Source organism: Croceibacter atlanticus HTCC2559, assembly GCF_000196315.1.
Classification (GTDB): Bacteria; Bacteroidota; Bacteroidia; order Flavobacteriales; family Flavobacteriaceae; genus Croceibacter; species Croceibacter atlanticus.
The window spans coordinates 2,031,533-2,057,842 of the sequence record NC_014230.1 but is presented as its reverse complement, the minus strand read 5'-3'; the positions used below and the strand labels follow the sequence as shown (position 1 = coordinate 2,057,842).

The following is a 26,310-nucleotide window of genomic DNA, read 5'->3' as shown; positions in this document are numbered from 1 at the left end:
CCTTCCTTAAAATTTGAGATTAAAAAGAGCTTTCCTAAATATTATAAGTACTACTATAAAGTGTATAGTATAACTAAATAAATGTGCCATAGAAGCACCTACAAAACCATAAGTATTTATAAAATAAAGACTAGAAAAGTAAATGGTTAAAACTGAACCTACCTCGACAAAAATATAATGCCAAAACATATTCTTTGCTAGGAATTGATAGGCGATTACAATACTTGCAATTTTTACTAGGTCTCCACTTAGCTGCCAAAAGAATAAAGATGACATTGGTAAAAACTCATCTGTAAGAACAATTTGTATGATATAGGTTTTTAACACATATATAATTAACATTCCAGCAGCAAATAATGGTAAAATGGTTTTATAGAAGCCAAATATTTCTTTTCTAAATGCTTTAGGATCATTAATCTCAGAGAGCTTAGGAAGAATATATAGTGTAAGTAATGTGGTGAAAAAGACCAAGTAATAGTTAGAAATTCTATTCATTGCTTCCCAGTAACCTGCTTCTGTGGCACTTTGTACTGTTACTATTTCAGTTCTTATGGCAATCATAATTAATGGTAAACTTATTGCCGAAACTAATTTCATAATAGCAAAACTCCCTAACCGTTTTATGTAACTATTAGAAATTGAATTTAAGGTAAGAAACGATGCAAAGTTCTTTTGGTTTAATATAAGAACCAACGTGACTAAAAAATTTAATGCAGGTACTACCACAATAGCATACAATGCGCCTGTTAATTGCTGTTGCCATATTAATGTAACAGTTATGAGCATACCAAGTAATGTTGATGCAAATGTGATTAACACATAATTTTTGTACTTAGAAAATCCATTTATTATTGCAATACAAAAAAAGTTAAGCGAATAAAATGGTAACGCAAAGGATATGGCTTTAATTACACTTGTATAATCTTCGCCTTCAAAAAGATATGCATTTATAACACCAGCATTAAAATATATGATAAGCGCACTAAGTATGGTCGAGAACGCACCAAAATAGAAGCTTGTAGAAAATAGCTTTTTAAGCTCAAGGTTGTCGTCTTTAAATTCTGCGGTATATTTTACAATACCATTATACATACCTAGAATACTAACTTGTTGTGCGGCGCCTAAAAAATTTCTAAGATTTCCTATAAGCGTCATTCCTTGTGGCCCTACAAAAACTGCTATTACTTTAGATATTATTAAACCACATACCATTTGGGCTATAACACTCAAAGAATTAAGAGATGTTACTTTTAAAAGTACATTACCACCTATAAGCCGATTTAAAAACTTCATTTATAAGCATTAACAACGTTAATAATGGTAGACACTTCTGTATCAGTTAACATAGGATGGCAAGGTAAACTAATTACTTCATCATGTATTTTCTCTGAAATTGGAAAACTCAATTTACTTAACTCTTGTAATGCTTGCTGCTTATGTGGAGCAACAGGATAATGTATATTATATCCTATCGCGTTATTTTTTAAATAGGTTGAAAATGCAGTTCTATTAGCTACCCTTACAACAAACAGATGAAATACGTGACATTGAGAATTATCATATAATGGTAAAATTATGGCCTCGTTTTGTATCTCAGTAACATACCTTTTAGCAATATGTTGCCTAGAGGCATTATCCTCATCTAGGAATTTAAGTTTTATATTTAAGGTGCTAGCCTGCACGTCATCTAATCTTGAGTTTACGCCTTCATAATCTGCCACGTAGCGTTCATTAAACCCATAATTTCTCAAACTTTTTATGCGTTCTGCTAATGTGTTATCGTTTGTGGTTACTGCTCCAGCATCTCCTAAAGCTCCTAAGTTTTTTGTTGGATAAAAACTGTGTGCAGAAGCATCACATAAATTACCACTAATTAATTTGCTGTTTAATCGCGCGCCATGAGATTGTGCGCAATCATCAATTAATATTAATTGGTGGTTATCACATATACTTCTTATTGCATTTACATCACACAATTGTCCATATAAATGTGTCATTAAAACCACCTTAGTATTTGGGGTTAGGCTATTTTTAATTAAACGACTATCAAGGTTAAACGTGTTAATATCTGGCTCTACCAAAATGGGCGTTAATCCAGCTAGTTTAACTGCTAAAATTGTAGCTATGTATGTGTTAGATGCTACAATAACTTCATCACCTTTACTTAATTTACCTAAAGACATATAGCCTTTTAAGATTAATGTGAGTGCATCTAGACCATTTCCTGTTCCAATACAATGCTCTACCTGGCAGTAACTTGCGTAGTTATATTCAAAAAGAGAAACTTGTTCACCTAATATATAATAGCCAGAATCTAATACATCACGATATGCATTTTTAAAAGCAGTATCGTATTTAGAATTAAGTTGACGTAGATTTAAAAAAGGAATCATAATAAAGACTGTGTTATAAGTTTATGATTCTTAGTATTAATGCTATAAGTATCATGTACTACTGTTCTCGCTCCAAAACATTCTTTCCAATAATTTAAACCTTTATTTAGGGTCTTACCATTATTTGCATTTGAAGTTCCAAAACTAAAGTAAGACTTATCAGAATATCTTTCATTAATTAAATAATCAAATAGAAAATCTAAGCTGCCAAAAGCTTGCCTATCTTCATTACTCGCAATGTACTGAGTATGAGCTACCACATCTGTTTCAAAAATAGTGGCTCCAGCAATTATTGTATTATCGTGATATACATTAAATTGTTTTATATGCTGTGGAAAATTATTTGCCAGTGTAGTTATTTCATTCAATGAGTGCACAGGATTGACATCAAATTGTGTACGTAATGTTGGTATTAAAATTGACTCCCAAAATCTATTAAAATTTATTTCTTCTTTTATTTCAAGTTGATGAGCCCTTGCTTTCTTTACACCTTCTTTTCTGTTAGATTGAATTTTAAATGGCTTTTGTAAATTAATAACAGAAGCTGCTTCACGCTTTTCTAATTTGGCGTTCACCAAGAACAAGGCATAATCTAGGTCTCCAGTAAATTTAGATTCATAAATTTTAGGAAGCGGCTTAAGCTCTAAAGTTTCAATAGAATTATCCTCTAGATATTTAAGTATAGTCTTTAGAATTTCAAGAACATTTGGCAGCTTTACTTTAGGACTCAAAACCAATCCGCCATAAGTAAGGCCATTATGACTATAAAGTGCATAATCTGTTTTATGAGCCGGCAATACAGCTACTAAAGCTTCATCCTCAAAAACCATTAAAGAGTAGTCTTCAAATCTATCCTTATGGTATTCCATAAAATCACGTTGCAAAAGAAATGTAGCATTCTTAGAATCTTGGCAAAACCGATTCCATAGATCTTTAAATTTGCTTGAATAACGGGAAATCTTAAGGGTTTTCAATAGTAACAGTCTTAATTCTGAAAAATACGATAATTATGTCAATCACAATTTTTCAGTATCTTAGTTTTCACAAACCAATTATAATGAAACAAATTGTATTTTCTCTGCTATTTCTAGCACTTCTTCAAAGTTGCAACACCAAAACACCTGTTGATTTAATTGTCTACAATGCAAACATTTACACTGTAGATGATAACTTTAGCAAAGCCGAAGCAATGGCTATTAAAGACGGTAAGTTAGTTGCTGTAGGAACTTCTGAAGACATAACGAACTCCTATACATCTGATGTTCAAAACGATATTAATGGCCAAACCATATTACCTGGTTTTATTGATGCACATTGCCACTTTTACAACTTAGGTATACAACAACAACGTGTAGATTTGGTGGGAACTAAAAGTTTTAGTGATGTTGTTGAGCGTGTAACAGCATTTCAAAAAGAAAAAAATGTTCCTTTTATTACAGGACGAGGTTGGGATCAAAACGACTGGGATGTTAAAGAGTTTCCAAATAAGGATACGTTAGATGTTTTATTCCCAGATACACCAGTAGCTTTAACAAGAATAGATGGTCACGCGCTTATTGCTAATCAGAAAGCTTTAGAGCTGGCCGGTATTACAAACACTACAAAAGTTGAAGGTGGCGAAGTAGAATTAAAAGATGGTAAGCTTACCGGTATTTTAATAGACAATCCTATGTCTCTTGTTAGAGATGTTGTGCCTAAGCCAGGAAGAGAGCAACAAATAGCGGCTTTAATGGAAGCTCAAGATATTTGTTTTAGCTATGGCCTTACTACTGTAGATGATGCTGGATTAAGTAAAGACGAATATCACCTTATTGATAGCTTACAACAAGCAGGCGATTTAAAAATGCGTATATATGGTATGATTAGTAATACCGAAGAAAATTTAGACTACTACTTAAACAAAGGAATTATAAAAACAGACCGACTTAATATTAGGTCTGTAAAAGTATATGCCGATGGTGCTTTAGGTTCTAGAGGTGCTGCACTTAAGCAACCATATTCAGATAAGGACAATCATTTTGGAGCAATGGTTATTGGTCCAGAAGACTTTAAAACCCTTGCAGAACGTATTGCAGCTTCAGAGTATCAAATGAATACTCACGCAATTGGAGATTCTGCTAATATTGTGGTGTTACGTACGTATGACAAATTACTTTCTAAAGAAGAAAATAGAAGATGGCGAGTTGAGCATGCACAAATTATAACAGATCAAGATTTTGATTATTTCTCTACAAATATAATTCCGAGTGTACAGCCAACTCACGCTACTAGTGATATGTATTGGGCCGAAGATCGTGTGGGTGAAGAAAGAATAAAAGGTGCTTATGCTTATAATACGTTACTTGACCAAGCTGGCATAGTAGCGTTAGGGACAGATTTTCCTGTAGAGCAAGTTAGCCCATTCTTAACATTTTATGCTGCAGTTGCAAGACAAGATACTTCTGGATTTCCTGATGGCGGATTTAATATGAAAGAAGCCTTAACTAGAGAAGAGACTTTAAAAGGGATGACAATTTGGGCAGCATTCTCAAACTTTGAAGAAGATGAAAAAGGTAGTTTAGAAGCTGGTAAATTTGCAGATTTTATTGTTTTAAATGAAAATATAATGGAAGTTGAAGCTTCTAATATACCTACTATTAAAGTCCTTGAAACCTACGTGAACGGTGAACAGGTTAACTAAAAAAAAAGCTCGCAAATTGCGAGCTTTTTTTATGATGTTTCCTAAGACTATCTTCCGCCGTTAGCTTGTAAATCATTTATACATTGAGGATCTAGAGAAGGTACACTATTCATACCTATCATACCAGATGCAAACTCAATAGAAGCTATCATAAGGCAATCTTCTACATTACAGTGACCTTGAGAATCTGGATCTACGTGTGGAGTTTGTGCTTCAGTTCCTATATCTACCAAACCAAATAAATGAGCAAACTCGTGTTGTAAAGTAGCAGACTCAATTTCTGAAACAGAAGGTGTATTTAAAGGTTGCCCTGCATTATCTATAGTTTCTTTATATAAAACTAAAGATGTATTTCTATATGCAGTTCCCAATGTAACACTGTTACCTTCATCATTTTCACTTTGTCCACTTAAATAAAGAATAAATACTGCTATTGTATCTTCTGTATTATATAATGTTCTGTTATTATCTTCTATACTCACAATTTCAGAGTTAGAATATGGAGACATCTCTGGAGACTCAATAGTACGCTGTGTAATTGTAATATTAGTCTTAAACGTTCGTGCCTCTAAAAATTCTTCTAAATCTATTAAAGCAGAATTACTTACACTTACATTATCATCTACTGCAATTTCAATTGCTAAATTCGAGAAGTTTTGATCACTAAGCAAATCATTTGCAGAACTCCCTAAAGGTAATTGGTTGCCAGCTTTTGGGTTATTAGGATCTACATTTCCATTATCATTATCTGAATCACTACTACAACTCATTAAGAAAACTCCTACAAATAGGTAAATAATAATTGTATTTAATCTCATAACTCTTTTTTAAATTTATATTAGCGTATCAAAATTACAATAATAACGACCCTATGAGATTATTTGGTATAGCAATTACAATTATTTTAACGTTTAATACAATTACCTACGGGCAAAGCAATTCTTATAATGAAGATATTGTAAGTTATTTAGAAGTGAATGGAACTGAGACGCAATATGCACAAGCAGTAGAGCAATTATTTGTAATGCTTTCAAAACAATATGCAGGAAACAATATATCTAATGATGTCTGGAGACAATTAGAAACTAAATATAAAACCAAAGCCCTTAAAAGTATTAAGCTATTACTTGTTACACCTTATAGAACTACGTTTTCCCACGATAATATTAAACGTATGTTAGCATTTTACAATACAGAGGCTGGCAAACAAATGATGATAGATCCTACAAAACTTACAAAAGCTCAAAAAAGTGTAGCTGGAGATTTTTATGCATCAGATGCTGGAGCTAAACTTTTAGAAAATAAGACTAGCCTAGAACAACGCGTAGCAGAGGTTTCTGAAATTTGGAGCAGAGATTTATATAGAATGGTAACAGAAGATTTACAACAAATGGGCTATACTACTGGACAGTAAGCTTTGCTAAATAGTCATAATGCTCACCTTCATAAATTATATCGCAATTAAAACCGTGTAATTTAGCTTCCTCATTTAAATTATCTTTATCTAAAAACAGCCAATTAAACCAGTCTGTCTCTATAGATTTATAGGACAATTTATATTCCATTTGACCGTAATAACCTTGTACTAAATCATCTTCATCAAACAGGTAAATCAAGTCTGAAGAGTCTATCAAAACTTGTCCGTTTTTGGAAAGGAGAGATTTTAATTTATCAAAAAACGCAGGTATCTCTTGTAACGACCCAATAATTCCTGTACCATTCATTAATAGAATAATGGTATCAAAAGTACCTTCTACTTCTAAAAATGGGAGTTGACGAGCTTGAACAACACCACGCCTTTTACAAGTGGTTATTGCACCTTCTGAGGTATCAATTGCTAAAACATCATGACCTTGCTCTTGTAGGTATAAAGCATGACTGCCAGCACCACAACCAACATCTAATACAGAGCCTTTAGTATTTTGTAATGCAAGTTGTTCAATCTTTGGCATCTCACTAAAATCTCTAAAAAGATAATGAACAGGAATTGTGTCATCTTCAAAATCTTTAGAGTGTACAGAGATATCTGCATCGTTTATACCATTAAAATAATCTGTAATTGCCTTACCAAAAACATCTTTCATAAGAGATGGTTTAATTTATTATAAGCTGAACTAATTTAAAAATACAAGTACCTTTGCAGGATGAAAGATTTTATAGACCAGCTTCCAAATTTGGCCAAAGATAAGCAACAAGAAAATAAGAAATTCTTTTCTAAGCTTAAGAAAAAAACGCCTAAGCACTTGGATAGTTTAATGGTAGAGTTACACGAAGAAGAGTTTTCAAGAACAGACTGTTTAGATTGTGCAAATTGCTGTAAGACAACTGGTCCCCTATTTACAAATAAAGATATTGAACGCATTTCTAAAAAATTTAAGCAGAAACCGCAGCAATTTATTGACCAGTATTTAAGAATAGATGAAGATAATGATTACGTGCTACAATCTGTACCATGTACATTTTTAGACGCAGAAAACCATTGTTTAATTTACGATGTAAGGCCAAAAGCTTGTGCAGAGTTTCCTCATACAGACCGAAAAAAGTTTCAACAAATATCTAATCTTACTATAAAGAATGTAGGCATTTGTCCTGCAGCTTACAATATAGTTGAAGAGATGAAAAAAAGAATTAAATAATATATTTTACTTCTGTCGTATCTGTGAAAAACTAATACCTAAAGTCTTTTCAAAAAATCTAAGCTGCTTTAATTCTTTTGAGTTTACTATAGCTAAAGACATTCCTTCTTTACCAGCACGAGCTGTACGACCACTTCTGTGAGTATAAAATTCATCTTGGCTAGGCAATTCATAGTGAACAACAAAGGCTAAATCTTCTACATCTATACCTCTTGCAGTTAAATCTGTTGCTACTAAAATACGTAAGCTTTCATTTTTAAAAGCACGCATAACTTTATCTCTTTCCTTTTGAAGCAAATCACCATGAATAGCATCTGCAGAGATGTTCTTAGCTATTAATTGTTTTGCTAAAGTCTTGGTAGTGTTTTTAGTTTTACAAAAAACGATACCACGTTCTTTACCTTTAAATTTTAAATATTGTAATAATGTGGTTAGCTTATCTGCATCTTCAACAAGAATATACTTATGCTCAATTTTCTTATTTACTACATTTTTTCCGCTAACCTTAATTTTGATGGCATTACTAGATAAATGAGAGTTTATAATCTGCCTGATGCCTTCTGGTAATGTTGCAGAAAATAACCATCTGTTTTTTGTAGCTGGTAAAGCACTTAAAATGGTATCCAAATCTTTTTTAAAACCCATACTCAACATTTCATCTGCTTCATCTAAAACCACAGTTTTTACGTTAGTAAGGTCTACTACTTTTTTCTTCATTAAATCTACCAAACGGCCTGGCGTTGCCACGATAATATGTGTTGGCCTTTGTAAGGCTTTAATTTGTTTATCTATTTGAGCACCACCATAAACTGTTTCAGAGAATATTTTATCTGAGTATTTTGTAAACTTAAATAGTTGCTTAGAAACTTGCATAGCTAACTCTCTTGTAGGACAAAGTACTAAAGCCTGTACATGATTTTTAGAAGCATTAATAAGCTCTAACATTGGTAAACCATAAGCTGCAGTTTTACCTGTACCTGTTTGTGCTTGGCCTACAAAATCTGTAGGCTTTTCCAATAGTACTGGAATAGCCTGTTCTTGTATTTCGGTTGGATTTATAATCCCAAGTTCAGTAAGTCCTTTAACGAGTTTAGGAGAAATGCCTAAGTCTGAAAATGTCTTCAAAATATATATCTTTAATGAAGTGCAAAGGTACAGATTATAAGCGGTCTAATACTAAGTTCTAATTAGAATAGAACTAAAGTTTTAATATCCATTTAACACTACATTATTTTAGCAGTTTTTAATTGATTGTATCTTGTAGTGAAATCTGTAATTATGAAATATCTTATATACACGCTTTTATTATTTTCTACAGTACTTACTGCACAACAGGACTCCATTAAAGCCTTAGATATTAATTTGAGTAACTATTCATATCCTTACGAGGTTTCTACCCTTACTATTCAAGCTCAAAACCAAAACCTTTCTTTTGCCTATATGGATGTTAAGCCCGATAACTATAATGGTAAAAATGTTATGCTCTTGCACGGTAAAAATTTTAATGGAGCATATTGGGAAACAACTATTAATGCTTTAGCAAAAAAGGGATATCGTGTTATTGTACCAGACCAAATAGGGTTTGGAAAGTCTACAAAACCTGAACATTTTCATTATACATTTCAGCAATTGGCTTTAAACACCAAGAACTTGTTAGATACTTTAAACATTAACAAAACTGTAGTTTTAGGACACTCTATGGGAGGAATGCTGGCTACTCGTTTTGCTTTAATGTATCCTGAAACTACACAACAATTGGTATTGCTTAACCCTATTGGTTTAGAGGACTGGAAGCTTAAAGTGCCTTATAAACCTATAGAATGGTGGTATGCAAATGAGTTAAAGAAGGATTATGAATCAATTAAAGCATACCAGAAAAAAAATTATTACGACAACACTTGGAAACCTGAGTATGATGCTTGGGTAAACCTTTTAGCAGGTTGGACATTAAGTGAAGATTATGAAAGAATATCTTGGAATGCTGCACTTACCTATGATATGATTTTTACACAACCAGTAGTATATGAATTTAAACAAATTGAAAGTCCTACTTTATTAATCATAGGCACAAGAGATCGTACTGCGTTAGGAAAACCATTAGTGTCTGAAGACGTAAGAGCAACAATGGGATTATACGACCAACTAGGTAAAGAGACTCGAGATAAAATACCAAATGCTACTTTGGTAGAGTTGGAAGATTTAGGCCACTTACCTCATATAGAAGATTTTGAAAGGTTTATAACACCTTTATTAAACTATTTAGAGCGCCAGTAACACTAGCGCTCTAAACTCAATCTTATATATGTTTCTTTTATTAAAGTGCCTTTAGTGCATCTTTAATAGGAGTTTCACCTTCAATCATTTCAAAAATTGCATTTTGAGCATAATCATCTGAAACTACTGTAGCTAAAGTTTCAGCTACATCTGCTCGACTAATTTTTCCGCCTTTTTCAAATTGATCTTTAGTTTCAATCTTGCCAACAGCATCATCATTCTTTAAAGTACCTGGTCTTACAATAGTGTAAGTTAAACCACTTGCTTTTAAATGTTCATCTGCTAAATGTTTTGCTTTTAAATACACTTGTAATGAGTCACTGTCTTCCGGATGTCCTGCTCCTATTGAGCTTAACATTACAAATTTTTTGATGCCGCTAAGCTTAGAAACATCTATTAAACGTTTAGCACTTTCTTGGTCTATAACTATTGTCTTCTCGTCTGATGTACCACCACCAGAACCAGCTGCAAATACAACGCGATTTACATCTTTAACTACATGAGTTAAATCTTTTTCAAGGTCTCCTAATATTGTTTGTATGTTTTCGGTTTCAAATTGAGCTTTCTGGTCTTCTTTTCTAACCATTGCTACGGGTTCAAAATTAGATGAATCTTTAAGTTTCATCACAATTTGCTTTCCTGTTGTTCCGTTTGCGCCTACTATAAGTACTTTTTCCATGTCTGTTTTTTATTTAAAATTAAAGGAAAAGTACAACCTAGATAGCTGTAAGGTGAACTTTATCATTTTATTAATACTCTTACTTAACTCAGATTAGCTTTAAATGTTAAACCCTTATTAAGAGTAACTTAAAAAGCACTTAAAACTCCTAAAACACTCCGCATTTAAGGGTGTTTTAACAAGTGCTACTATTCTATATTGTTTAAAACAAAGTATCTTGTGCTAAACAAAAATTCACGTTACTTTGAATCGAAAAATTACATTTCTAGTACTGTTTACAATATGTACTTTTAGCTTTTTACAAGCACAACAATTATCTAACCAAGACATATCTAAACGAATTGAAGAGTACAAATCTTTAGATCGTGGTCCTTATAAAAAAATTGAATGGTTTTGCGAAGATGGTACTCGTAGAGACTCTAAAGACCCTTGTCCAGATAAAATTGGTGGTGGTATACAACACGCTAGTTACAAGGATAATTTAATTGAAATTCAGAAGAAAAACCATTTATTTTTCTCAGATATCTTAGCTTACACAGAGCAAGGAGAGTTTTGGGATAGCAGAAATAACAATTCTCACATTAAACAATATCAACTTAATAAATACCTACAACGTATAGATGATGGTTGGGTAAACAGACGCGCACAATATTACAGAGGTTCTGTTCAATCTGAAGATGAAGAAGAATGGGGTATAGATTTTTATAACTGGTTATTATGGAGTGATGCTCGTATAGATGCAAATTACTTTTTAATTAGAGAATCTGTAAAAGACATTCCTCACAAATCTGAAACACAAGAAGGTGCAATTATCAGAACACTATCTAAAACTATAGGCGATAATTACTCTAGGTTTATGGATATTAGGACTAAAATTCATAACCAACCAGAAAAGGCCAATATTCAATTAGTTGAAGAGTTTCAAGAGAAAAATGCTGAAAAGCTTCCTGAGAAAATAAAAAAACAAACCGATTCACTTATAAAAGTGATGACTGCGTATTACCAACCTATTGATATTAATGAATTTAAAGCTAATGCAAGGGTGCTACCAAACGGTTCATACTTAAGGACTAAAATTGAAAAATTTACTGAAATTCATAAAGACACTATTATAACTTCTGAGTTTATTGAAGATGCATCAAACCTAATGTGTGATATAAGAACAGAATTAACAAGTATTAGAAGCACATCAGACAGGCTTGCAGCTTTAGATATTTCCACAGATTTAGAAAACCTTATTTTTAAAACAGCTCCAGATTGGACACCTACAACTGTCGCAGAGCTTTTAGATAAGATTTACGCACTTAGTCAAGCTTCAGCTAGTGCAGGATTTGTAGAATGGTGGGAATGGAATGAGGTAGACCATTTACTTCAAAATTCAAAAAACAAAGCGCTTACATTAGATGAGCTTAACCAAAAATTAGATGTTGCAAGAAGTCAAGTTGAATGGAGTGCAGGAATGGTAAATGCCATTTATGGTGACGATGTTGAAACTTATGCCGGTTTTGAGCCTAAAGCAAATTCTTTTATAGACGATCGCATAAGATCTTCATTAGCATTACAATTAGGTAATAGTGTTGGAGAACTTGGTAACTTTATTGCAGAAGAAGCTAATCTCTCTAATAAAGTAGAAGGTGTAAGCAACCAAAGCAGTATAAGAGGTCTAAATCCTGGGTATGCACTTGGTGAACTTGTAGTTGTAAAAAATGCAGTAGACCATTACGATGTATCTCCTAATAAGATATATATTTTTCAAAGACCACCTTCAGATCTTAAACCAGTTGCTGGTATTGCTACAGTTACAGAAGGTAACTTGGTATCTCACGTGCAGTTGTTAGCTCGAAATTTAGGAATTCCAAATGCTGTTATTTCTAATGAAACTATAGATGATATAAGTAAGTATCATGGCGAACAGATGTTTTATGCTGTTTCTAATAAAGGAACCGTTATCTTGAAGCCAGCAGATGATATGAGTAATGATGAAGAAGAGCTTTTTGAAGTAAAAGAACGAGATCAGGAAAAAATTGCAGTACCAACTCAAAAAATAGATTTAAGTAGAACAACTCCTATGGATCTTAGTGAGTTAAATGCTGCAAGTTCTGGTAAATATTGTGGTCCTAAAGCAGCCAATTTAGGACAATTAAAACAAATGTTTCCAGATAAAGTGGTTAATGGTTCTGTTATCCCTTTTGGGATATTTAAGGAGCATATGAACCAAGATATGCCATTACAAGAAGGCAGTTATTGGGATTATCTTACAGAGACTTTTGCTCAAGCTTCTAAAATGAGAACAGAAGATTTTTCTGAAGAGCAAGTACAATTATGTACTTTGGACAGAATGCTTCAACTTAGGGAAGCTATCGCAAAAATGCCATTAAAGCAAAGCTTCTTAAATGATTTAGAGCAGAGTTTTCAAAAGAACTTTAATACTTCAATTGGCGGTACACCTGTATTTTTAAGAAGTGATACCAATATGGAAGATTTAGATAGCTTTACAGGAGCAGGTTTAAATCTTACTGTTTTCAATGTAAGAGATAGAGAAAAGATTTTAAAAGGAATTAAAGATGTTTGGGCTTCTCCATATACAGAACGTAGTTTTAAATGGCGGCAACAATATTTAAATAATCCTGAAAATGTATATCCTTCTATTTTGATCATTCCTTCTGTAGATGTTGAGTATTCTGGTGTATTAATTACAAAAGGCATAAGCAACAATAATGAAGACGATTTAACAGTAGCTTTCTCAAGAGGTGCTGGTGGCGCAGTAGATGGTCAATCTGCAGAGGCTTGGTTAATTGATACCTTTCAATCTGCACGTTTACTTTCTCCTGCTAGAGAACCCTATTACAACAGGCTACCTGCAAATGGTGGGTTAGAACGAAACATTGCAACGTTTGAAGCTCCTATACTCTCAGAAAAAAATATTGGAGATATAAGAGATTTGGCCAAAGATATAAGAGTAACCTTACCTAAAACTACTACGGCAGATAATACTGGACCTTATGATGTAGAGCTTGGCTTTTTAAATAATAAACTCTGGTTATTTCAAATTAGGCCTTTTGTAGAAAATGACAATGCCAAAAGTTCTGAATACTTAAAATCCATTAGCCCAGAAGTTGATGGTTCAAAAACTATTTCTTTAAACACAACATTATAATATGAATACATTTTTAAGATACATAGCGGTTATAGGAGTTTGCCTTATCGCATTTGCATTTACAACCACTAAGTCTTATCCTATAGATGGTTATGCAACAACAGGTATAAAGCGCCTATTACAATTAGAACGTATACAAAAAGACAGTACTAAAGAATTTAGAAGAATTAGAAAAGGAGCCCTACTTCCTTTAAACTGCATAAAACTTAATCTTACAGGAAAACAGAACAGTACTCTGAATGAACTTTTAGTAGAAGACCCAGAGTTTTCTAAAAAGCTTAAAGCAATCTTACCAAGTACTAGAGGTTATTCTGTAACTGTAATGGATATGACAAATCCAGACAATTTAAAATATGCAGGTTATAATGAACGCGCAGGTTACCAACCAGGTAGCGTAGGAAAGATAATGGTAGCTAATGCTTTATTTTCACAATTAAAGAAAATTTGTCCTGAATCTTGGGATGCTCGAACAGAGATTTTAAAAAATAAGGTTATAAGAGCTGGAGATTGGGCATTATACGATCACCATACAGTGCCAATTTACGATGTAGAAGATGATAAACTTATAAAACGTACAGTAAGAGCAGATGATACGTTTACACTTTATGAATGGGTAGACCATATGATGAGTGTAAGTAACAACGGTGCTGCAAGTGTGGTTTGGCGAGAAGCTGTATTAATGGAAGCCTTTGGTTACGATTATGTTAGCCTTACAGAAGAACAAGCCAATGCGTATTGGAAAGATACAGACCGTAGAGAGTTAACTCAACTCTCTAATGATGTTGTAAACAAACCAATTCGGTTTTTAGGTATTACTGAAGATGAGTGGCGTTTGGGTAGTTTCTTTACAAGCGGAGCAAACAAACATGTAGGTGATATTGGTGGAAGTATTGGTACACCGCTCGGTCTAATGAAATATTTAGTACAGTTAGAACAAGGTAAAGTTATAGATCCTGAAAGCAGTTTAGAGATTAAACGTTTGTTGTATATGACGGACCGTAGAATTAGATACGCCTACTCTCCTACTTTAAATGATGCTGCAGTTTTCTTTAAATCTGGTAGTTTATACAGTTGTGATCGTAGTAATGGCCAATCTTGCGCAAAATATGCAGGAAACGTTTACAATTATATGAACAGCGTTGCTATAGTAGAGCATCCTGATGGAAAAAAATATTTAGTATGTCTTATGACAAACGTATTAAGAAAAAACTCTGCGTATGATCACCAAGCGCTTGCTGGTAGGATAGATAATTTAGTAACAGAACGAAATGCACCTGTCGAAGTTTTAGAAGAAACAAAAGACGAGAGCTAAATTTTTTAAATTATATATTTAAAGAAAGCCTCTTCCGGATAGTGTGAAGAGGCTTTTTTTATTGCTTTAAATCATTCTCACCCCATTGGTCCAAACCTTTAAGAATATCTTTTAAGCTTAAACCTCGAGAGGTTAATTTATACTCTACTTTAGGAGGTACAACTGGATAAACTTTTCTAGCAACCAAGCCATCTTTTTCTAATTCTCTAACAGTTTGTGTAAACATTTTGTTTGATATCTCTGGTACTTTCTTCTGAAGCACACCAGATCGTAAAGGACCATCTAACAAATGAAATAACACTAAAGGTTTCCATTTTGTTCCAATTAATGACATTGTATAATGTAACGGACAAGAAATAGTTGTTTTCATAATCTATATAACATATTGTAATTCTGCATTTTACTCCTTTAGGTAACTATAGTACATTTAGGTAAGTTATTGCTTTTGAGGTAAATATAAAGTAATTTTACATCATAAAATTATAACTATGAAAGCTAATAAGAATTATCCTAAGTCTTTTTCACACATAGGTATTACCGTTCCAGATATACAGAAAGCAGTATCATTTTACTCAGAAGTTATGGGCTGGTATGTTATTATGGAACCTTCAAAAGTTAAAAAGGAAACAGATACAGCAATAGGCCAAATGTGTATCGATGTATTTGGTAATGATTGGGAAGAGTTTGAAATTGCTCACTTGGCAACTTCAGATGGTATTGGTGTAGAGCTTTTCTCTTTTCCGCAAGGTGTAAAGGAAGCTCCAGAATTTAATCCTTTTAATACTGGTTTATTTCACTTTTGTGTTCAAGATCCAAATATTGAAGACCTTATTGAAAAAATTAAAGCTTATGGTGGTAAACAGCGTATGCCAATTAGAGAGTATTATCCTAAAGAAAAACCTTTTAAAATGTGTTATGTAGAAGATCCTTTTGGGATTGTTTTCGAAATCTATACACACAGTTATGAGTTAACTTACTCTTCTGGTGCTTACACAGGTTAATACTATTTACAGGTAGTAGCCCTATAAATAGCTACTACCTGTATTTATAAAGACTGCAAATTGTCCTTAGCCTGTATTGCAAACGTTCTAATTTTTTTGTGATGATGATTAATAAGTGGCTTTACCAATTTTAAATAACGCTTATCATTTAAATGCTTGAGAAGATATAATACTGCTAGTTTAATTTTAAGATCTCTTCCCTTAAGCAAGCGTTTAAAACATGTATATTCTGAAGGAATGTCACTTAACATAGTATCAGACACATCATTAGATGCAACAAGAGTTGTATTCTCGACAATTGGTAATAAAGTACTTTTTAAGTTAGGTGTTAGCAGCGTATCTAAAAACTCGATAGCATTGGCTTGCATATCTTTCTTTTCGCTTATAATACCTTGATATGCAATATCTATATCCTTTTGCTGGTAACGTAATCCTAATAACTGAAAAATTTGTTCCAAACCATTTTCTAAACGTCTGTCTAATAAATCTATTAAACTTTGTCGTGCAGAAAATTCATCTAAATCGTAATCAAAATTATTTTGATCTTCAAACCTAGAACTTATTTGTTTCTGTAAAGACATAGCACTTAATGTCTCCTGATACATTTTACATTCAGTTAAAAGACGTCTTACTATTCTACGTTTACTAAATGTTAGTTTTGGTTTGTTATTCTTAATCTTGTTTAATGCTTTGGCAGACTCTAACCTTAACACAATGTCTTTATGCCTTAGGAGTTTAAATAACTCGTCTACAGCAGACTGTGTTTCAAATTTAGCCATTATTGCAGGTATAAATTGCTTTGCATTTTCTGCTACAGAGCCCTTATGAAGCATAATTCGTAACGTCTTAATCATTTGTGGGCCAAACTTAAAGAGAGCTTCCATAGCTTCTTCTCTGTATTTTTTTAATAGAAGAAAGTCTAATAAATAGTTTATAAAGACTGCAGCTGCACTATCTCCTGCTGCACGAATAGCAGCCAATACTACACGTTCATCTCTATTGTTAAAATGTGCTGTTATAAATGAATAATATTTAGGGTCGTGAGAATAACCAACAGCTCTTAAAAGCTCAATTGTTTCTTCAGTACGATGGTGTTCACTAGGTAGGTTTAAGTTTATTATAGCTTGCTCCAGTCTATTATGTAAATCATATTGTCTTCCTATTGATGCGTTATCTCTAGATTCTTTAGACAAACATAAAAGTGCCACAGATGAGATATATGGATCGTCATGATTTAAATAAGAATTGAAAATCTTTAGATTGTTTACGTACGTATGCGTTAAAAGATATTCCATTGCTGAAAATACGACGTAATCATTCTTAGAGTGCACTAGTTTTTCAACCTCAACAATAGCGGTTCCTTTGTCTAAATGATATAGGTTAGAAATAGCTTCAGCTTGAATTCTTGGGTTTTTATGATGAAGTAATTGAATAACTAAAGTCTTTAATCGTTTATCTGAAATAGAATTGATACGTTTCAACATATATAATATTTCAGAATCTTCACCTTTTTCTAGTACCTCTATAACTGTTTCCTTTGTAGCCTTTGTTACTTTTTTGGGTGTTGTAGAAGATGTTTTTTCAGCGAAGCTTAATAAATTACTTCTAAACGCATTATAATAGCTTTTCCTCACCTTAAAGATTACGATAACCCAAACTACAATTAAGATTAAAATAATAAGGGTAACATATATTGTAGGCAGTTTTAAACCTCTTATTACAAAGATGAGAAGACAACCTGCTATACCAGTTGCAATACTATCTACAACAACATCTATAAAAGCTTTAGTTTTCTTTTTTAAATCGTTAGAAACTGGTAGATAAAGTAACTCTGTAGATGCTTTATTAACAGATTGCTTAAAGCTTCCATCTATCGCTTTTATTATAATTACAACCCATAATTCTGGGAATACCAAGAACAGGACAGCTGCAACACCAATTCCTATTGGCAATAATAATAAACTGGTTGTAACACCAAGAAAATTGAGTACACGCCTTGTAAAGAATAACTGTATTCCCAATGAAATAACATTAAAGGTGGAAAACCAAAATCCGAAGAATGAAGCCAATTCATCTGAATCTGGAATTTTACGATATGCCAAATCACTAAACAGATAATCTACTAACTTAGCCATTAAAACTCCCAAACCAATAATTCCCGCTATGTAAGTAAGGTGTTTAGATTTTAAGACAAGTTTAAAAGAGGTGTCTTTAGAGTATTCACTTCGTTGTTTTTGCCTAAAAAACCCTAGTTTCTTAACGTGTCTATTCCATATGAAATTTAGTATTGGTATACACGCTAGTATTAATACAGCCGCAATTAAAATTAAGTTTTCATTTCCGATTTTTGGCGCTAATAAGGTTGTTAGGTAACCTCCTACAATACCACCAGTTATGGCACCTGCACCAATGAACCCGAAAAGTCGTTTTGCTTGCCGTATATTAAATACAAGATTGGCAAGCAACCAAAATTGAGATGTAGTTAATAACGCGAATAATGCTACCCATACATAGTATATATACAAAAGCCATTCTGCAAAAAACTTAAGGCTGAGAATAATTTTTAGTGATATAAACACTAAACTGGACACCAAGATGGTTACCGTAATTATCTGATTTAAGGGAAAGTGCTTTAATGCTTTATTATAAAAAAAAGATGTGGCAACAGCTACTAAAGCTACCAACAAAAATGCATAAGGAAGCGCCTCTGATGTAAGCTCAGAAAGAAATAATGCATTTACCGTAGGCTTTACTATTAAAAGCGTAGAAATAATGATAAACACATATAGCTGTAATAGCAAAGAAACGGCAAATTCGCCGCTTCTTATGCCAAATGTTTTTAGAAAAAATTGTTTAATTTTCACAAAGTGAAACTAAACATAAATTAACTGTTTTCAAAGGATCGCAGTTTTTTTATGATTTTTTCAACAGGAACTACTAGGTTACGTATAATCTGTTCACCATTAGGATCATCGACCAAGGCTACCAATATATATTTCCTGCCATCTTCTCCCCAAACAAGTATAGAATCTGAGTGGAAATTTCTCCAAGATCCAGATTTTCTAAACAACCTTGCATTAGGTGCTATTCTGTCTAAGGTATTTACAAATTTATGATGTAATGCTGGGTTTTCCATGATATCCAACATTTCTTGAGAGCGTTCTTTATTAACCAAGTTACCAGTAACTAATTTGTAGTAAAACCTACAAACTTGCTTAACTGAAGCTGCGTGACTTAATCCCTTAATAGGATCTGGCACTCTATTTCCTTGTGCAGCATAACGCTTGCCTACCCAAAGACCACCTTTTTCTCTATCATAAAGGTTGTATTTAGGATCTGTTAATATGTCTGATATTTTTTTGAAGCCTACACGATCTATCATACGGGTTGTAGCTTGGTTATTAGATTTACTAATCATAAGCTTCATATCACTACGTACTTCTGGTGTAGGTATAAGTTCACATTTATCTATAGCATCCATTGCTGCCAAAAGGACTGCAATTTTAGGTAAACTAGCGGCATACATCATCTCTTCGCTATTAATACCTGCGTATTGCACAAAATCTGGATCATTTAAATCGATAATTCCAACAGCAAGACGTTTTTGAGAAGCCAACTTTTTCCAATAAGGCTGACTCTCTATTTCTTGTTCTAAAAACACCTGCAAAGGACCATTATCTATTTCAGAAATGGGTTGAATGGTACTGCTTGGTAACGGTAATTCGTTTTGCGCAGTACTACTTAACGTTGAGGCAATTAATAGAACAACAAATGCACTAAAAATTCTTTTTAACATAAAGTGTTTTAAAATATTACTAAATCATATTATTCACAACGAATAATCTACACAATATTGTGCAAAGACTATACCTATTTTACAATAAATATCTCATTTTTAATATTTAACGAGAAAATTAACTAAATCATCGCTGAAAGAAATGTTTAGCAATGAAATATTACTGTCAATTATATTTAATGTGAATCTAGCGTATTAATATTGCCATTTACGTTCTTTATTTAATTCCTCTTCAGCTTGTAATTCTTCAGTAGGAATTACTTTTAAAAATGAAGGATGTTGCTCAATAGCAAACTGTAATTTTTCTACTATATCATCTACACTATCGTTTTCATAATCAAACTCTAAAGGTTGTTTAATTTCCATTGATTGTAGTATACCGCGTTTTTTTATACGTAATCCTTTTTTATCAAAAGATCTTCTAAAGCCATCTATAACCACAGGTACTACAATTGGCTTATAATGCCTAATGATATGCGCTGTACCCTTTCTAATAGGTTTCCAAGGTTTAGTAGTTCCTTGTGGGAATGTAATAACCCAACCATCATCCAAAGCTTTTGCTATATTGCTTATATCACTCATCTTAACTTGACGGTTTACTTCCTTGCCTTTTGCACGCCAAGTACGCTCTATAGATATAGATCCTGCGTAAGCAAATAATTTTGGAATAAACCCAGATTTCATAGTTTCTGCAGCAGCTATGTAATACATATTTAGCTTAGGATTCCATAAATAACCAATATTCTTAATAGAGTCTACTCTGCCACTTAAACTTGCATTAAACACATGAAACATGGCTACAACATCTGCAAAATATGTTTGGTGGTTAGATACAAAGAGTACATTGTTATCTGGTAGATTTTTTATAATCTCAGAACCTTCAATCTGTAATTGATTAAACCCTTTAAAACGCCTGTGCGTTAAAGCCCCTAAAATACGAATGAGCCATTTTTTTAATATAAGTTTATGCCCGAATGGATTGGTTTTAAATAACCCCATATAATGTCTATAATTAAGTTTTTATTAAAAAACAGAACTTCAAAGATACAAAACCGCTCTTAAAGCACCTGTTTAAACAAGGTTTTGATTTCAGATAGCATCATTGCTGTTGCACCCCAAACCACATGACCATTTAAATGAAAGGCAGGAACTGTTAGTTCTGTAGCATAAGATGTAGTTAATGTTTCTTCAATAAGGCTATCTTCATTTAAGAAATCATCTATATCAACCAAAACTATATCTTCTACTTCATCGTCTTGCTTTATTAGCTTAGGAGTGTCTTCTATATAGCCGATAAAAGGATGTACATTAAAATTAGATGGCGGTATATAAGCCGTTGTCATTTTTTTAATTAGCTGTATATCATCATATGGCACTCCTACTTCTTCTTCTGTTTCACGTTTGGCAGTATCTTTTAAGTCTTTGTCTTCTGGCTCTACCTTGCCTCCAGGAAAACCTATTTGAGCAGAGTGAACACCTTTATAAGTTTTCCTTAAAATGAGAATTAAAAACGTCTGGTTGTCTTTATTAGGATAAAATAATGCGGTTACGGCAGCTTCTCTAGGATTTAATGCTTTAATATCTACATCTTTTAATTCCTTAACACGCTCCATTGGCGCCATTTTAAACAACGCTTTTTTTCCAGGAAGTTCTAGATTCTCTACTTTTGATGCCAATACTTTAAAATCATCAAATGTCATTTTATAAATTCTCTTATTTAGCGTTAATCGTAGTTGTTTTACTTTCGGGTTGTGAAGATAAGCAAACCCAGAAAAAAGGAAACACCAAGACCGTAAGTAAGGATCTTATTCCAGATTCTATCCCAGATGTTGAAACTATTGCAGAACGTAGAGCAAGATTTGAAGCAGAGTTACCAGATGTTGAAAAAATTGAGCAGGAACAACTTATACCCTTTCTTACTGCCTATGGTAAAGACAACCCAGAAAATCGTGTTGTTATAAAAACAGACTTGGGAGATATTTATGTTACGCTGTTTAATGATACTCCTTTACACAGAGCAAACTTTATTAGGTTAGCAAAACTTGGATATTTTGACACTACCTTTTTTCACAGAGTATCTCCTAACTTCGTGATTCAAGGTGGTAATAGCGATCGTACAGACACAGCCAAAATGAGAGGCAAAGTTGGTTCTTTTTTAATTCCTTCTGAATTTAAAGCTGGTTATTCTCATATAAGAGGTGCATTTGCAGCTGCTAAATATTCAGAACAAAATGTTAGCAAAGCATCTTCTCCGTTTGAATTTTATATTGTTCAAAAGAAAAATGGTGCTCACCATATAGATAATGATCATACAGTCTTTGGAAGAGTTACTAAAGGTATGGATGTGGTAGATAAAATAAATGCCGTTGAAACAGACGATAGTGAATGGCCACTAAGAAATATACCTATTACAGTTGAAGTCTTAGACTAATTTAAGTTTTCCAATTCTTCTTTCGAGTAAATTGTAGGCAGTATCCATTTGTAATGAACTGCTAGTAGCCTAAATGTAATTACTATTGATCCTGCTATAACAAAAATAATACCTTCTGGTATAGGAGTTAAGAACAATAACACAAAGTAGGAAACACCTCCTAAAATACAGGCAGTAGCATAAATCTCTTTTCTAAATACAACTGGTATTTCATTACAGAGTATGTCTCGTATTACACCACCAAATGTAGCTGTAACTGTTCCTAATGCAACACAAATTACTGGAGACAAATCTGCAGATAATCCCTTTTCTATACCAACTACGGTGTACAAACCAATACCAATAGTATCAAATAGAAATAAAGAGGTTCTTACATGTCTTAATTTTCGTCTAAATAAAATAGCTAAAATTGTGCATCCTATAATAAAGTAAACATAATAAGTATTGCGTATCCAAGCTACGGGAAATCCTACTAAAAGGTCTCTTAACGTACCACCACCAATTGATGTTACAAAAGCAATAATAATAATGCCAAAAACATCCATACGCTTCTTGGTGGCTGTTAAAACACCAGAAATTGCAAATGCTATTGTTCCTATAAGATCAACAAATACAAAGAAATCCATTACAGTTGGGTATAGTAGTTATAGTCTTTAATGACAGTTTCAATAAACAATATAGGCTTTTGTTCTGTTTCTATATCCATTACTACTTTAAGTTTAGACGCGAGCTTTAATATAATATGATGTTGGCTTTTTGCTTTAGCTCGGTAAAAGATTGTTTTTATATTCTGTATTTCATTATCTGTAAATACCGTAACTTGAGGATATACAGGTTGATAATTTTCTTCTACACTAGAGTATATTATATCATTAAACTTAACTTTTCCTTTAGTTGTAATTACAGTGGTCTTAGCAGCAATATCTCCCAAACGTTGTCCTTTTCCGCTTAATAATAATGTTACTATTGCTACACTACCAGATGTAAATGATATATCTACCAAGCGCAATAACCATCTTATTAAGTAATTTGAAAAATTAGGGTTAGAACCATCTAACATTACAACCCTTATTCCTACAGCTGCTTTACCAGGTGATCTTCCATTCCAAAACGTTTCCCATAACAAGTGGTATAAGAACATTGGCAACATTATAACCATACCATACATCCATTCGTCTTCAGAAGAAATATTTACACCTGAAAGCGATAGCATTACAAGAATAACGTAGGCTATATAAATACAGATATCAACAAAAAAAGCTAACATACGCTCACCAATACCAGCAACTTGTTGTTGTATACTAATATTTTGAGCAGTTTCAATTTGAAAATTATCCATTTAATCTGTTTCTTTGAGGAAATATATCTCTAAATGCGTGAGGCCGCTTTTGTGAAGCAAAATAAAGACAAATGGTTAAGATTTGAAAACATCTTATCTAATAACACACAAGTGTCTCCAGATGAAATTTCTAATCTTTATGTAGAGATTACAGACCACTTAAGCTATGCGCAAACCTTTTACCCCAAAAGTAACACGCTAACCTATTTAAATGGCTTATCTGTAAAAGCTCACCAAAGTATTTATAAAACCAAAAAAGAATCTAGAAATAGATTTTTAAGCTTTTATGTAAAAGAGTTTCCGTTATTTTTTTATGCCTATCATAAGCAGTTACTATTAAGCTTTTTAGTTTTTGTATTATTTACAATAGTTGGCGCTTTTTCTGCTTCTGGAGATGGTGCATTTGTTAGAGCTGTAATGGGAGATGCATATGTAAATATGACGTTAGAGAATATAGCTAATGAAGATCCTATGGCCGTTTATAAACAAGCCAGTGAAATGAACATGTTTTTAGGTATCACCATTAATAATATAAGGGTTTCTTTAATGGCATTTGTATTAGGCATATTTTTAGGAATAGGTACACTGTTTTTAATTATGCGTAATGCCATTATGCTTGGCGCATTTCAATATTTCTTTTACGATAAAGGTGTCTTATGGGAATCTGTGAGAACTATATGGATTCACGGTACTATAGAAATTTCAGTAATCATAATTGCTGGCTGTGCTGGTTTGGTTGTAGGACAAGGTATTTTGTTTCCAAATACGTTTACCAGACTTACATCTTTTGTAAATGGAATTAAAGCAGGTTTAAAAATTGTAATTAGTACAATACCTTTTTTTATAATTGCTGGTTTTTTAGAAGGTTTTGTAACCCGACATACAGAAATGCCAGACTGGTTAGCTATATGCATAATAGTTATATCCTTAGCTCTAATTTTATTTTATTACGTTATTTATCCAATACAACTTCACAAAAAACATGAAAGACAACTCAATACAATTTAAGCGCCAGCGTGAGCTAGGAGAGATTATAACAGATACTTTTAAATTCTTCAGAGAAAACTATAAAGCTTTGTTTAAAGCATTAATAAAAAATGTGGGCCCTTTTTTCCTCATATTGGTAGCCGCTACAATTTATTACAACTACTCTACTCTAGGCTCTTTAGCTAGTGGCGAGTTGTTTAAAACATTTGATACCGGTATGGGCTTAGGAAATTTATTTGCTTCTATGGCATTTCTTATTATTTCAATCCTTATTTATTATGCTTTACTCTACGGTACCATTTTAAATTTTATAAAAGATTATATACAAAATGACGGTAGTATATCTCAAAGTAACATCTCCTATCAAGTAAAGTATACCTTTTGGGAACTAATTGGTCTTGGTGTAGTGTCTTCAATAATTTTATTTTTAGGTTTAGCGTTATGTGTTATTCCTGGCATTTATGTAATGGTTCCCCTAACGTTAGTTTTTGCCATACTTATTTTTGAAAAGAAAGACATATTAGGTAGCATAAGCCATAGCTTTCAACTTATTAAAAGTAATTGGTGGATGTCTTTTATTACGATTTTCATTTTTGGTATTCTGCTTTATATTATTGGTTTAGTGGTTCAAATACCAATGTTTATGTACACATTTGTGAAAGCCTTTACTATATCATCAGAAATTTCTCAAGGCGATCCTAGCTCAATGTTCGATTGGGTTTATGTTACATTAAGTGTTATAAGTAATGTGTTTCAATATCTACTATATATTTTTTATGCAATTATGACATCATTTCTTTACTTCAACCTAAATGAACGTAAGAATTACACTGGTACTATTGAAACTATAGATAATTTAGGAAACCGCTCTAATTCAGAATTATAAAAACATTTCTTTACATATTAATATTCTGCTTTAGCTTAGTTACTAATGCCCAAGTAGACACTATTGCTAAACCCGATAGGCAAATCTTAATTGATGATACTGATGTAAATCCATTACAAATAGACAGGTCATTTATTAAAGACTTAAAAAAAGATTCAGACTTCAATTATGTAGAAATAGTTGAAGAAGTAACTTGGTGGCAAAAAATCAAACGCTGGCTTAATACAAAATGGATTCAATTTATGAATTGGCTATTTGGTGATTATGAAGGCAATGCAATTCTTCTATTTCTAGTAAATTATTTACCATATCTAATTCTTGTTGGCATAGTAGGGTTTATAGTCTGGCTTTTTATAAAATTAAATATTGGTAATCGTTTTTTAAAATCACCAGATTCTGGAGAGGTTTTAATGAGTGAAGATGAAGATATCATAAAGAGACAACACATACCATCTTTAATTGAAGATGCATTAAATAATAAACAGTATAGGTTAGCTATAAGGTACCATTACTTATTTGTTCTTAAGCAGTTGACAGATGCTGAACAGATAGACTATGAATTTGATAAGACTAATACAGATTACCTTAACGAGATCACCAATAAAAATCTAAAAAACGGGTTTACAAACATTACCAGAATCTATGATTTTATATGGTATGGTAACTTTAGTATTACTCAAAAAGACTATGTAAAAGCCAAGGCGCAGTTTAATGAAATTGAAACACTACTATGAGTAAG

Annotated in this window: 25 protein-coding genes; 11 read left to right on the top strand and 14 right to left on the bottom strand. The window is 32.6% G+C overall.

Annotated features, from left to right (window positions below):
- Window positions 1–6 precede the first annotated feature (6 nt).
- The 3 genes from CA2559_RS09280 to CA2559_RS09270 are packed head-to-tail and all read right to left on the bottom strand — an operon-like array spanning window position 7 to window position 3,262.
- Entirely contained in the window at window positions 7–1,293 is a 1,287-nt protein-coding gene (locus tag CA2559_RS09280) for an O-antigen translocase (RefSeq protein ID WP_013187622.1), read from the bottom strand.
- Window positions 1,290–2,393, bottom strand: coding sequence for a DegT/DnrJ/EryC1/StrS family aminotransferase (locus tag CA2559_RS09275; RefSeq protein ID WP_013187621.1), 1,104 nt, complete (start codon window positions 2,391–2,393; stop codon window positions 1,290–1,292). The genes CA2559_RS09280 and CA2559_RS09275 overlap by 4 nt, the downstream gene beginning before the upstream one ends.
- Window positions 2,390–3,262, bottom strand: coding sequence for a hypothetical protein (locus CA2559_RS09270; protein ID WP_013187620.1), 873 nt, complete (start codon window positions 3,260–3,262; stop codon window positions 2,390–2,392). Before CA2559_RS09270 ends, CA2559_RS09275 begins: the two co-directional genes overlap by 4 nt.
- Window positions 3,263–3,450: 188 nt before the next feature.
- Between CA2559_RS09270 and CA2559_RS09265 the strand changes: the two genes are divergently transcribed.
- Window positions 3,451–5,073 carry an amidohydrolase gene (locus tag CA2559_RS09265; RefSeq protein ID WP_013187619.1) on the top strand — a complete coding sequence of 541 codons (1,623 nt, stop codon included), beginning with the start codon at window positions 3,451–3,453 and terminating at the stop codon, window positions 5,071–5,073.
- Window positions 5,074–5,120: 47 nt separating this feature from the next.
- Here CA2559_RS09265 and CA2559_RS09260 read toward each other — a convergent pair whose 3' ends face one another.
- Window positions 5,121–5,891 (bottom strand): hypothetical protein, encoded by a 771-nt coding sequence (locus tag CA2559_RS09260; RefSeq protein WP_013187618.1) that lies wholly within the window; start codon window positions 5,889–5,891, stop codon window positions 5,121–5,123.
- Window positions 5,892–5,944: 53 nt separating this feature from the next.
- On the opposite strand from CA2559_RS09260, the gene CA2559_RS09255 reads away from it, so the two are divergent.
- Window positions 5,945–6,487 carry a DUF2059 domain-containing protein gene (locus CA2559_RS09255; RefSeq protein ID WP_013187617.1) on the top strand — a complete coding sequence of 181 codons (543 nt, stop codon included), beginning with the start codon at window positions 5,945–5,947 and terminating at the stop codon, window positions 6,485–6,487.
- On the opposite strand, the gene CA2559_RS09250 is transcribed toward CA2559_RS09255, so the two are convergent.
- Window positions 6,474–7,157, bottom strand: a complete 684-nt coding sequence (locus CA2559_RS09250; protein ID WP_013187616.1) for a class I SAM-dependent methyltransferase — start codon at window positions 7,155–7,157, stop codon at window positions 6,474–6,476. The genes CA2559_RS09255 and CA2559_RS09250 overlap by 14 nt on opposite strands.
- A 60-nt stretch (window positions 7,158–7,217) precedes the next feature.
- Between CA2559_RS09250 and CA2559_RS09245 the strand changes: the two genes are divergently transcribed.
- The gene (locus CA2559_RS09245) at window positions 7,218–7,709 is read left to right on the top strand and encodes a YkgJ family cysteine cluster protein (RefSeq protein ID WP_013187615.1); all 492 of its coding nucleotides are present in this window, start codon (window positions 7,218–7,220) and stop codon (window positions 7,707–7,709) included.
- 6 nt (window positions 7,710–7,715) lie between these two features.
- Here CA2559_RS09245 and CA2559_RS09240 read toward each other — a convergent pair whose 3' ends face one another.
- Window positions 7,716–8,834: a DEAD/DEAH box helicase gene (locus CA2559_RS09240; protein WP_013187614.1), complete on the bottom strand. Its 1,119-nt coding sequence runs from the start codon at window positions 8,832–8,834 to the stop codon at window positions 7,716–7,718.
- Window positions 8,835–8,987: 153 nt separating this feature from the next.
- Between CA2559_RS09240 and CA2559_RS09235 the strand changes: the two genes are divergently transcribed.
- Window positions 8,988–9,983 (top strand): alpha/beta fold hydrolase, encoded by a 996-nt coding sequence (locus tag CA2559_RS09235; protein WP_013187613.1) that lies wholly within the window; start codon window positions 8,988–8,990, stop codon window positions 9,981–9,983.
- A gap of 40 nt (window positions 9,984–10,023) precedes the next feature.
- Here the strand turns inward: CA2559_RS09235 and CA2559_RS09230 are convergent, their stop codons facing one another.
- The gene (locus tag CA2559_RS09230) at window positions 10,024–10,662 is read right to left on the bottom strand and encodes an SDR family oxidoreductase (RefSeq protein WP_013187612.1); all 639 of its coding nucleotides are present in this window, start codon (window positions 10,660–10,662) and stop codon (window positions 10,024–10,026) included.
- 244 nt (window positions 10,663–10,906) lie between these two features.
- On the opposite strand from CA2559_RS09230, the gene CA2559_RS09225 reads away from it, so the two are divergent.
- Window positions 10,907–13,819, top strand: coding sequence for a PEP/pyruvate-binding domain-containing protein (locus CA2559_RS09225; RefSeq protein ID WP_013187611.1), 2,913 nt, complete (start codon window positions 10,907–10,909; stop codon window positions 13,817–13,819).
- A 1-nt stretch (window position 13,820) separates the two neighbouring features.
- On the top strand, window positions 13,821–15,131 hold the full coding sequence (locus CA2559_RS09220; protein ID WP_013187610.1) for a serine hydrolase: 1,311 nt from the start codon (window positions 13,821–13,823) through the stop codon (window positions 15,129–15,131).
- Window positions 15,132–15,189: 58 nt separating this feature from the next.
- Here the strand turns inward: CA2559_RS09220 and CA2559_RS09215 are convergent, their stop codons facing one another.
- A complete protein-coding gene (locus CA2559_RS09215) occupies window positions 15,190–15,501 on the bottom strand; it encodes a winged helix-turn-helix transcriptional regulator (protein WP_013187609.1) in 312 nt (103 codons plus the stop codon).
- A 118-nt stretch (window positions 15,502–15,619) separates the two neighbouring features.
- Between CA2559_RS09215 and CA2559_RS09210 the strand changes: the two genes are divergently transcribed.
- Window positions 15,620–16,132, top strand: a complete 513-nt coding sequence (locus tag CA2559_RS09210) for a VOC family protein (RefSeq protein ID WP_013187608.1) — start codon at window positions 15,620–15,622, stop codon at window positions 16,130–16,132.
- 44 nt (window positions 16,133–16,176) lie between these two features.
- Here the strand turns inward: CA2559_RS09210 and CA2559_RS09205 are convergent, their stop codons facing one another.
- From CA2559_RS09205 to CA2559_RS09190, 4 genes are all read right to left on the bottom strand, one after another.
- Window positions 16,177–18,996, bottom strand: coding sequence for an Npt1/Npt2 family nucleotide transporter (locus CA2559_RS09205; RefSeq protein ID WP_013187607.1), 2,820 nt, complete (start codon window positions 18,994–18,996; stop codon window positions 16,177–16,179).
- Between the two features lie 20 nt (window positions 18,997–19,016).
- Window positions 19,017–19,928, bottom strand: a complete 912-nt coding sequence (locus CA2559_RS09200) for a serine hydrolase (protein ID WP_013187606.1) — start codon at window positions 19,926–19,928, stop codon at window positions 19,017–19,019.
- A 195-nt stretch (window positions 19,929–20,123) separates the two neighbouring features.
- Window positions 20,124–20,927 (bottom strand): lysophospholipid acyltransferase family protein, encoded by an 804-nt coding sequence (locus CA2559_RS09195; protein WP_013187605.1) that lies wholly within the window; start codon window positions 20,925–20,927, stop codon window positions 20,124–20,126.
- Window positions 20,928–20,986: 59 nt separating this feature from the next.
- The gene (locus CA2559_RS09190) at window positions 20,987–21,628 is read right to left on the bottom strand and encodes an NUDIX hydrolase (RefSeq protein ID WP_013187604.1); all 642 of its coding nucleotides are present in this window, start codon (window positions 21,626–21,628) and stop codon (window positions 20,987–20,989) included.
- Here CA2559_RS09190 and CA2559_RS09185 point away from each other — a divergent pair.
- Complete coding sequence (locus CA2559_RS09185) at window positions 21,622–22,359, top strand: peptidylprolyl isomerase (RefSeq protein WP_013187603.1); 738 nt, start codon at window positions 21,622–21,624, stop codon at window positions 22,357–22,359. The genes CA2559_RS09190 and CA2559_RS09185 overlap by 7 nt on opposite strands.
- On the opposite strand, the gene CA2559_RS09180 is transcribed toward CA2559_RS09185, so the two are convergent.
- Together CA2559_RS09180 and CA2559_RS09175 are read right to left on the bottom strand one after the other, a co-directional pair.
- Window positions 22,356–22,985 carry a trimeric intracellular cation channel family protein gene (locus CA2559_RS09180; protein ID WP_013187602.1) on the bottom strand — a complete coding sequence of 210 codons (630 nt, stop codon included), beginning with the start codon at window positions 22,983–22,985 and terminating at the stop codon, window positions 22,356–22,358. The two genes, CA2559_RS09185 and CA2559_RS09180, sit on opposite strands and share 4 nt — an antisense overlap.
- Window positions 22,985–23,698, bottom strand: coding sequence for an RDD family protein (locus CA2559_RS09175; RefSeq protein ID WP_013187601.1), 714 nt, complete (start codon window positions 23,696–23,698; stop codon window positions 22,985–22,987). Before CA2559_RS09175 ends, CA2559_RS09180 begins: the two co-directional genes overlap by 1 nt.
- 33 nt (window positions 23,699–23,731) lie before the next feature.
- Here CA2559_RS09175 and CA2559_RS09170 point away from each other — a divergent pair, with 33 nt between their 5' ends.
- From CA2559_RS09170 to CA2559_RS09160, 3 genes are all read left to right on the top strand, one after another.
- Window positions 23,732–24,706, top strand: a complete 975-nt coding sequence (locus CA2559_RS09170; protein ID WP_013187600.1) for a stage II sporulation protein M — start codon at window positions 23,732–23,734, stop codon at window positions 24,704–24,706.
- Window positions 24,681–25,571 carry a hypothetical protein gene (locus tag CA2559_RS09165; protein WP_013187599.1) on the top strand — a complete coding sequence of 297 codons (891 nt, stop codon included), beginning with the start codon at window positions 24,681–24,683 and terminating at the stop codon, window positions 25,569–25,571. Before CA2559_RS09170 ends, CA2559_RS09165 begins: the two co-directional genes overlap by 26 nt.
- A 242-nt stretch (window positions 25,572–25,813) precedes the next feature.
- A complete protein-coding gene (locus tag CA2559_RS09160; protein ID WP_013187598.1) occupies window positions 25,814–26,305 on the top strand; it encodes a hypothetical protein in 492 nt (163 codons plus the stop codon).
- The last annotated feature ends 5 nt before the right edge of the window (window positions 26,306–26,310 follow it).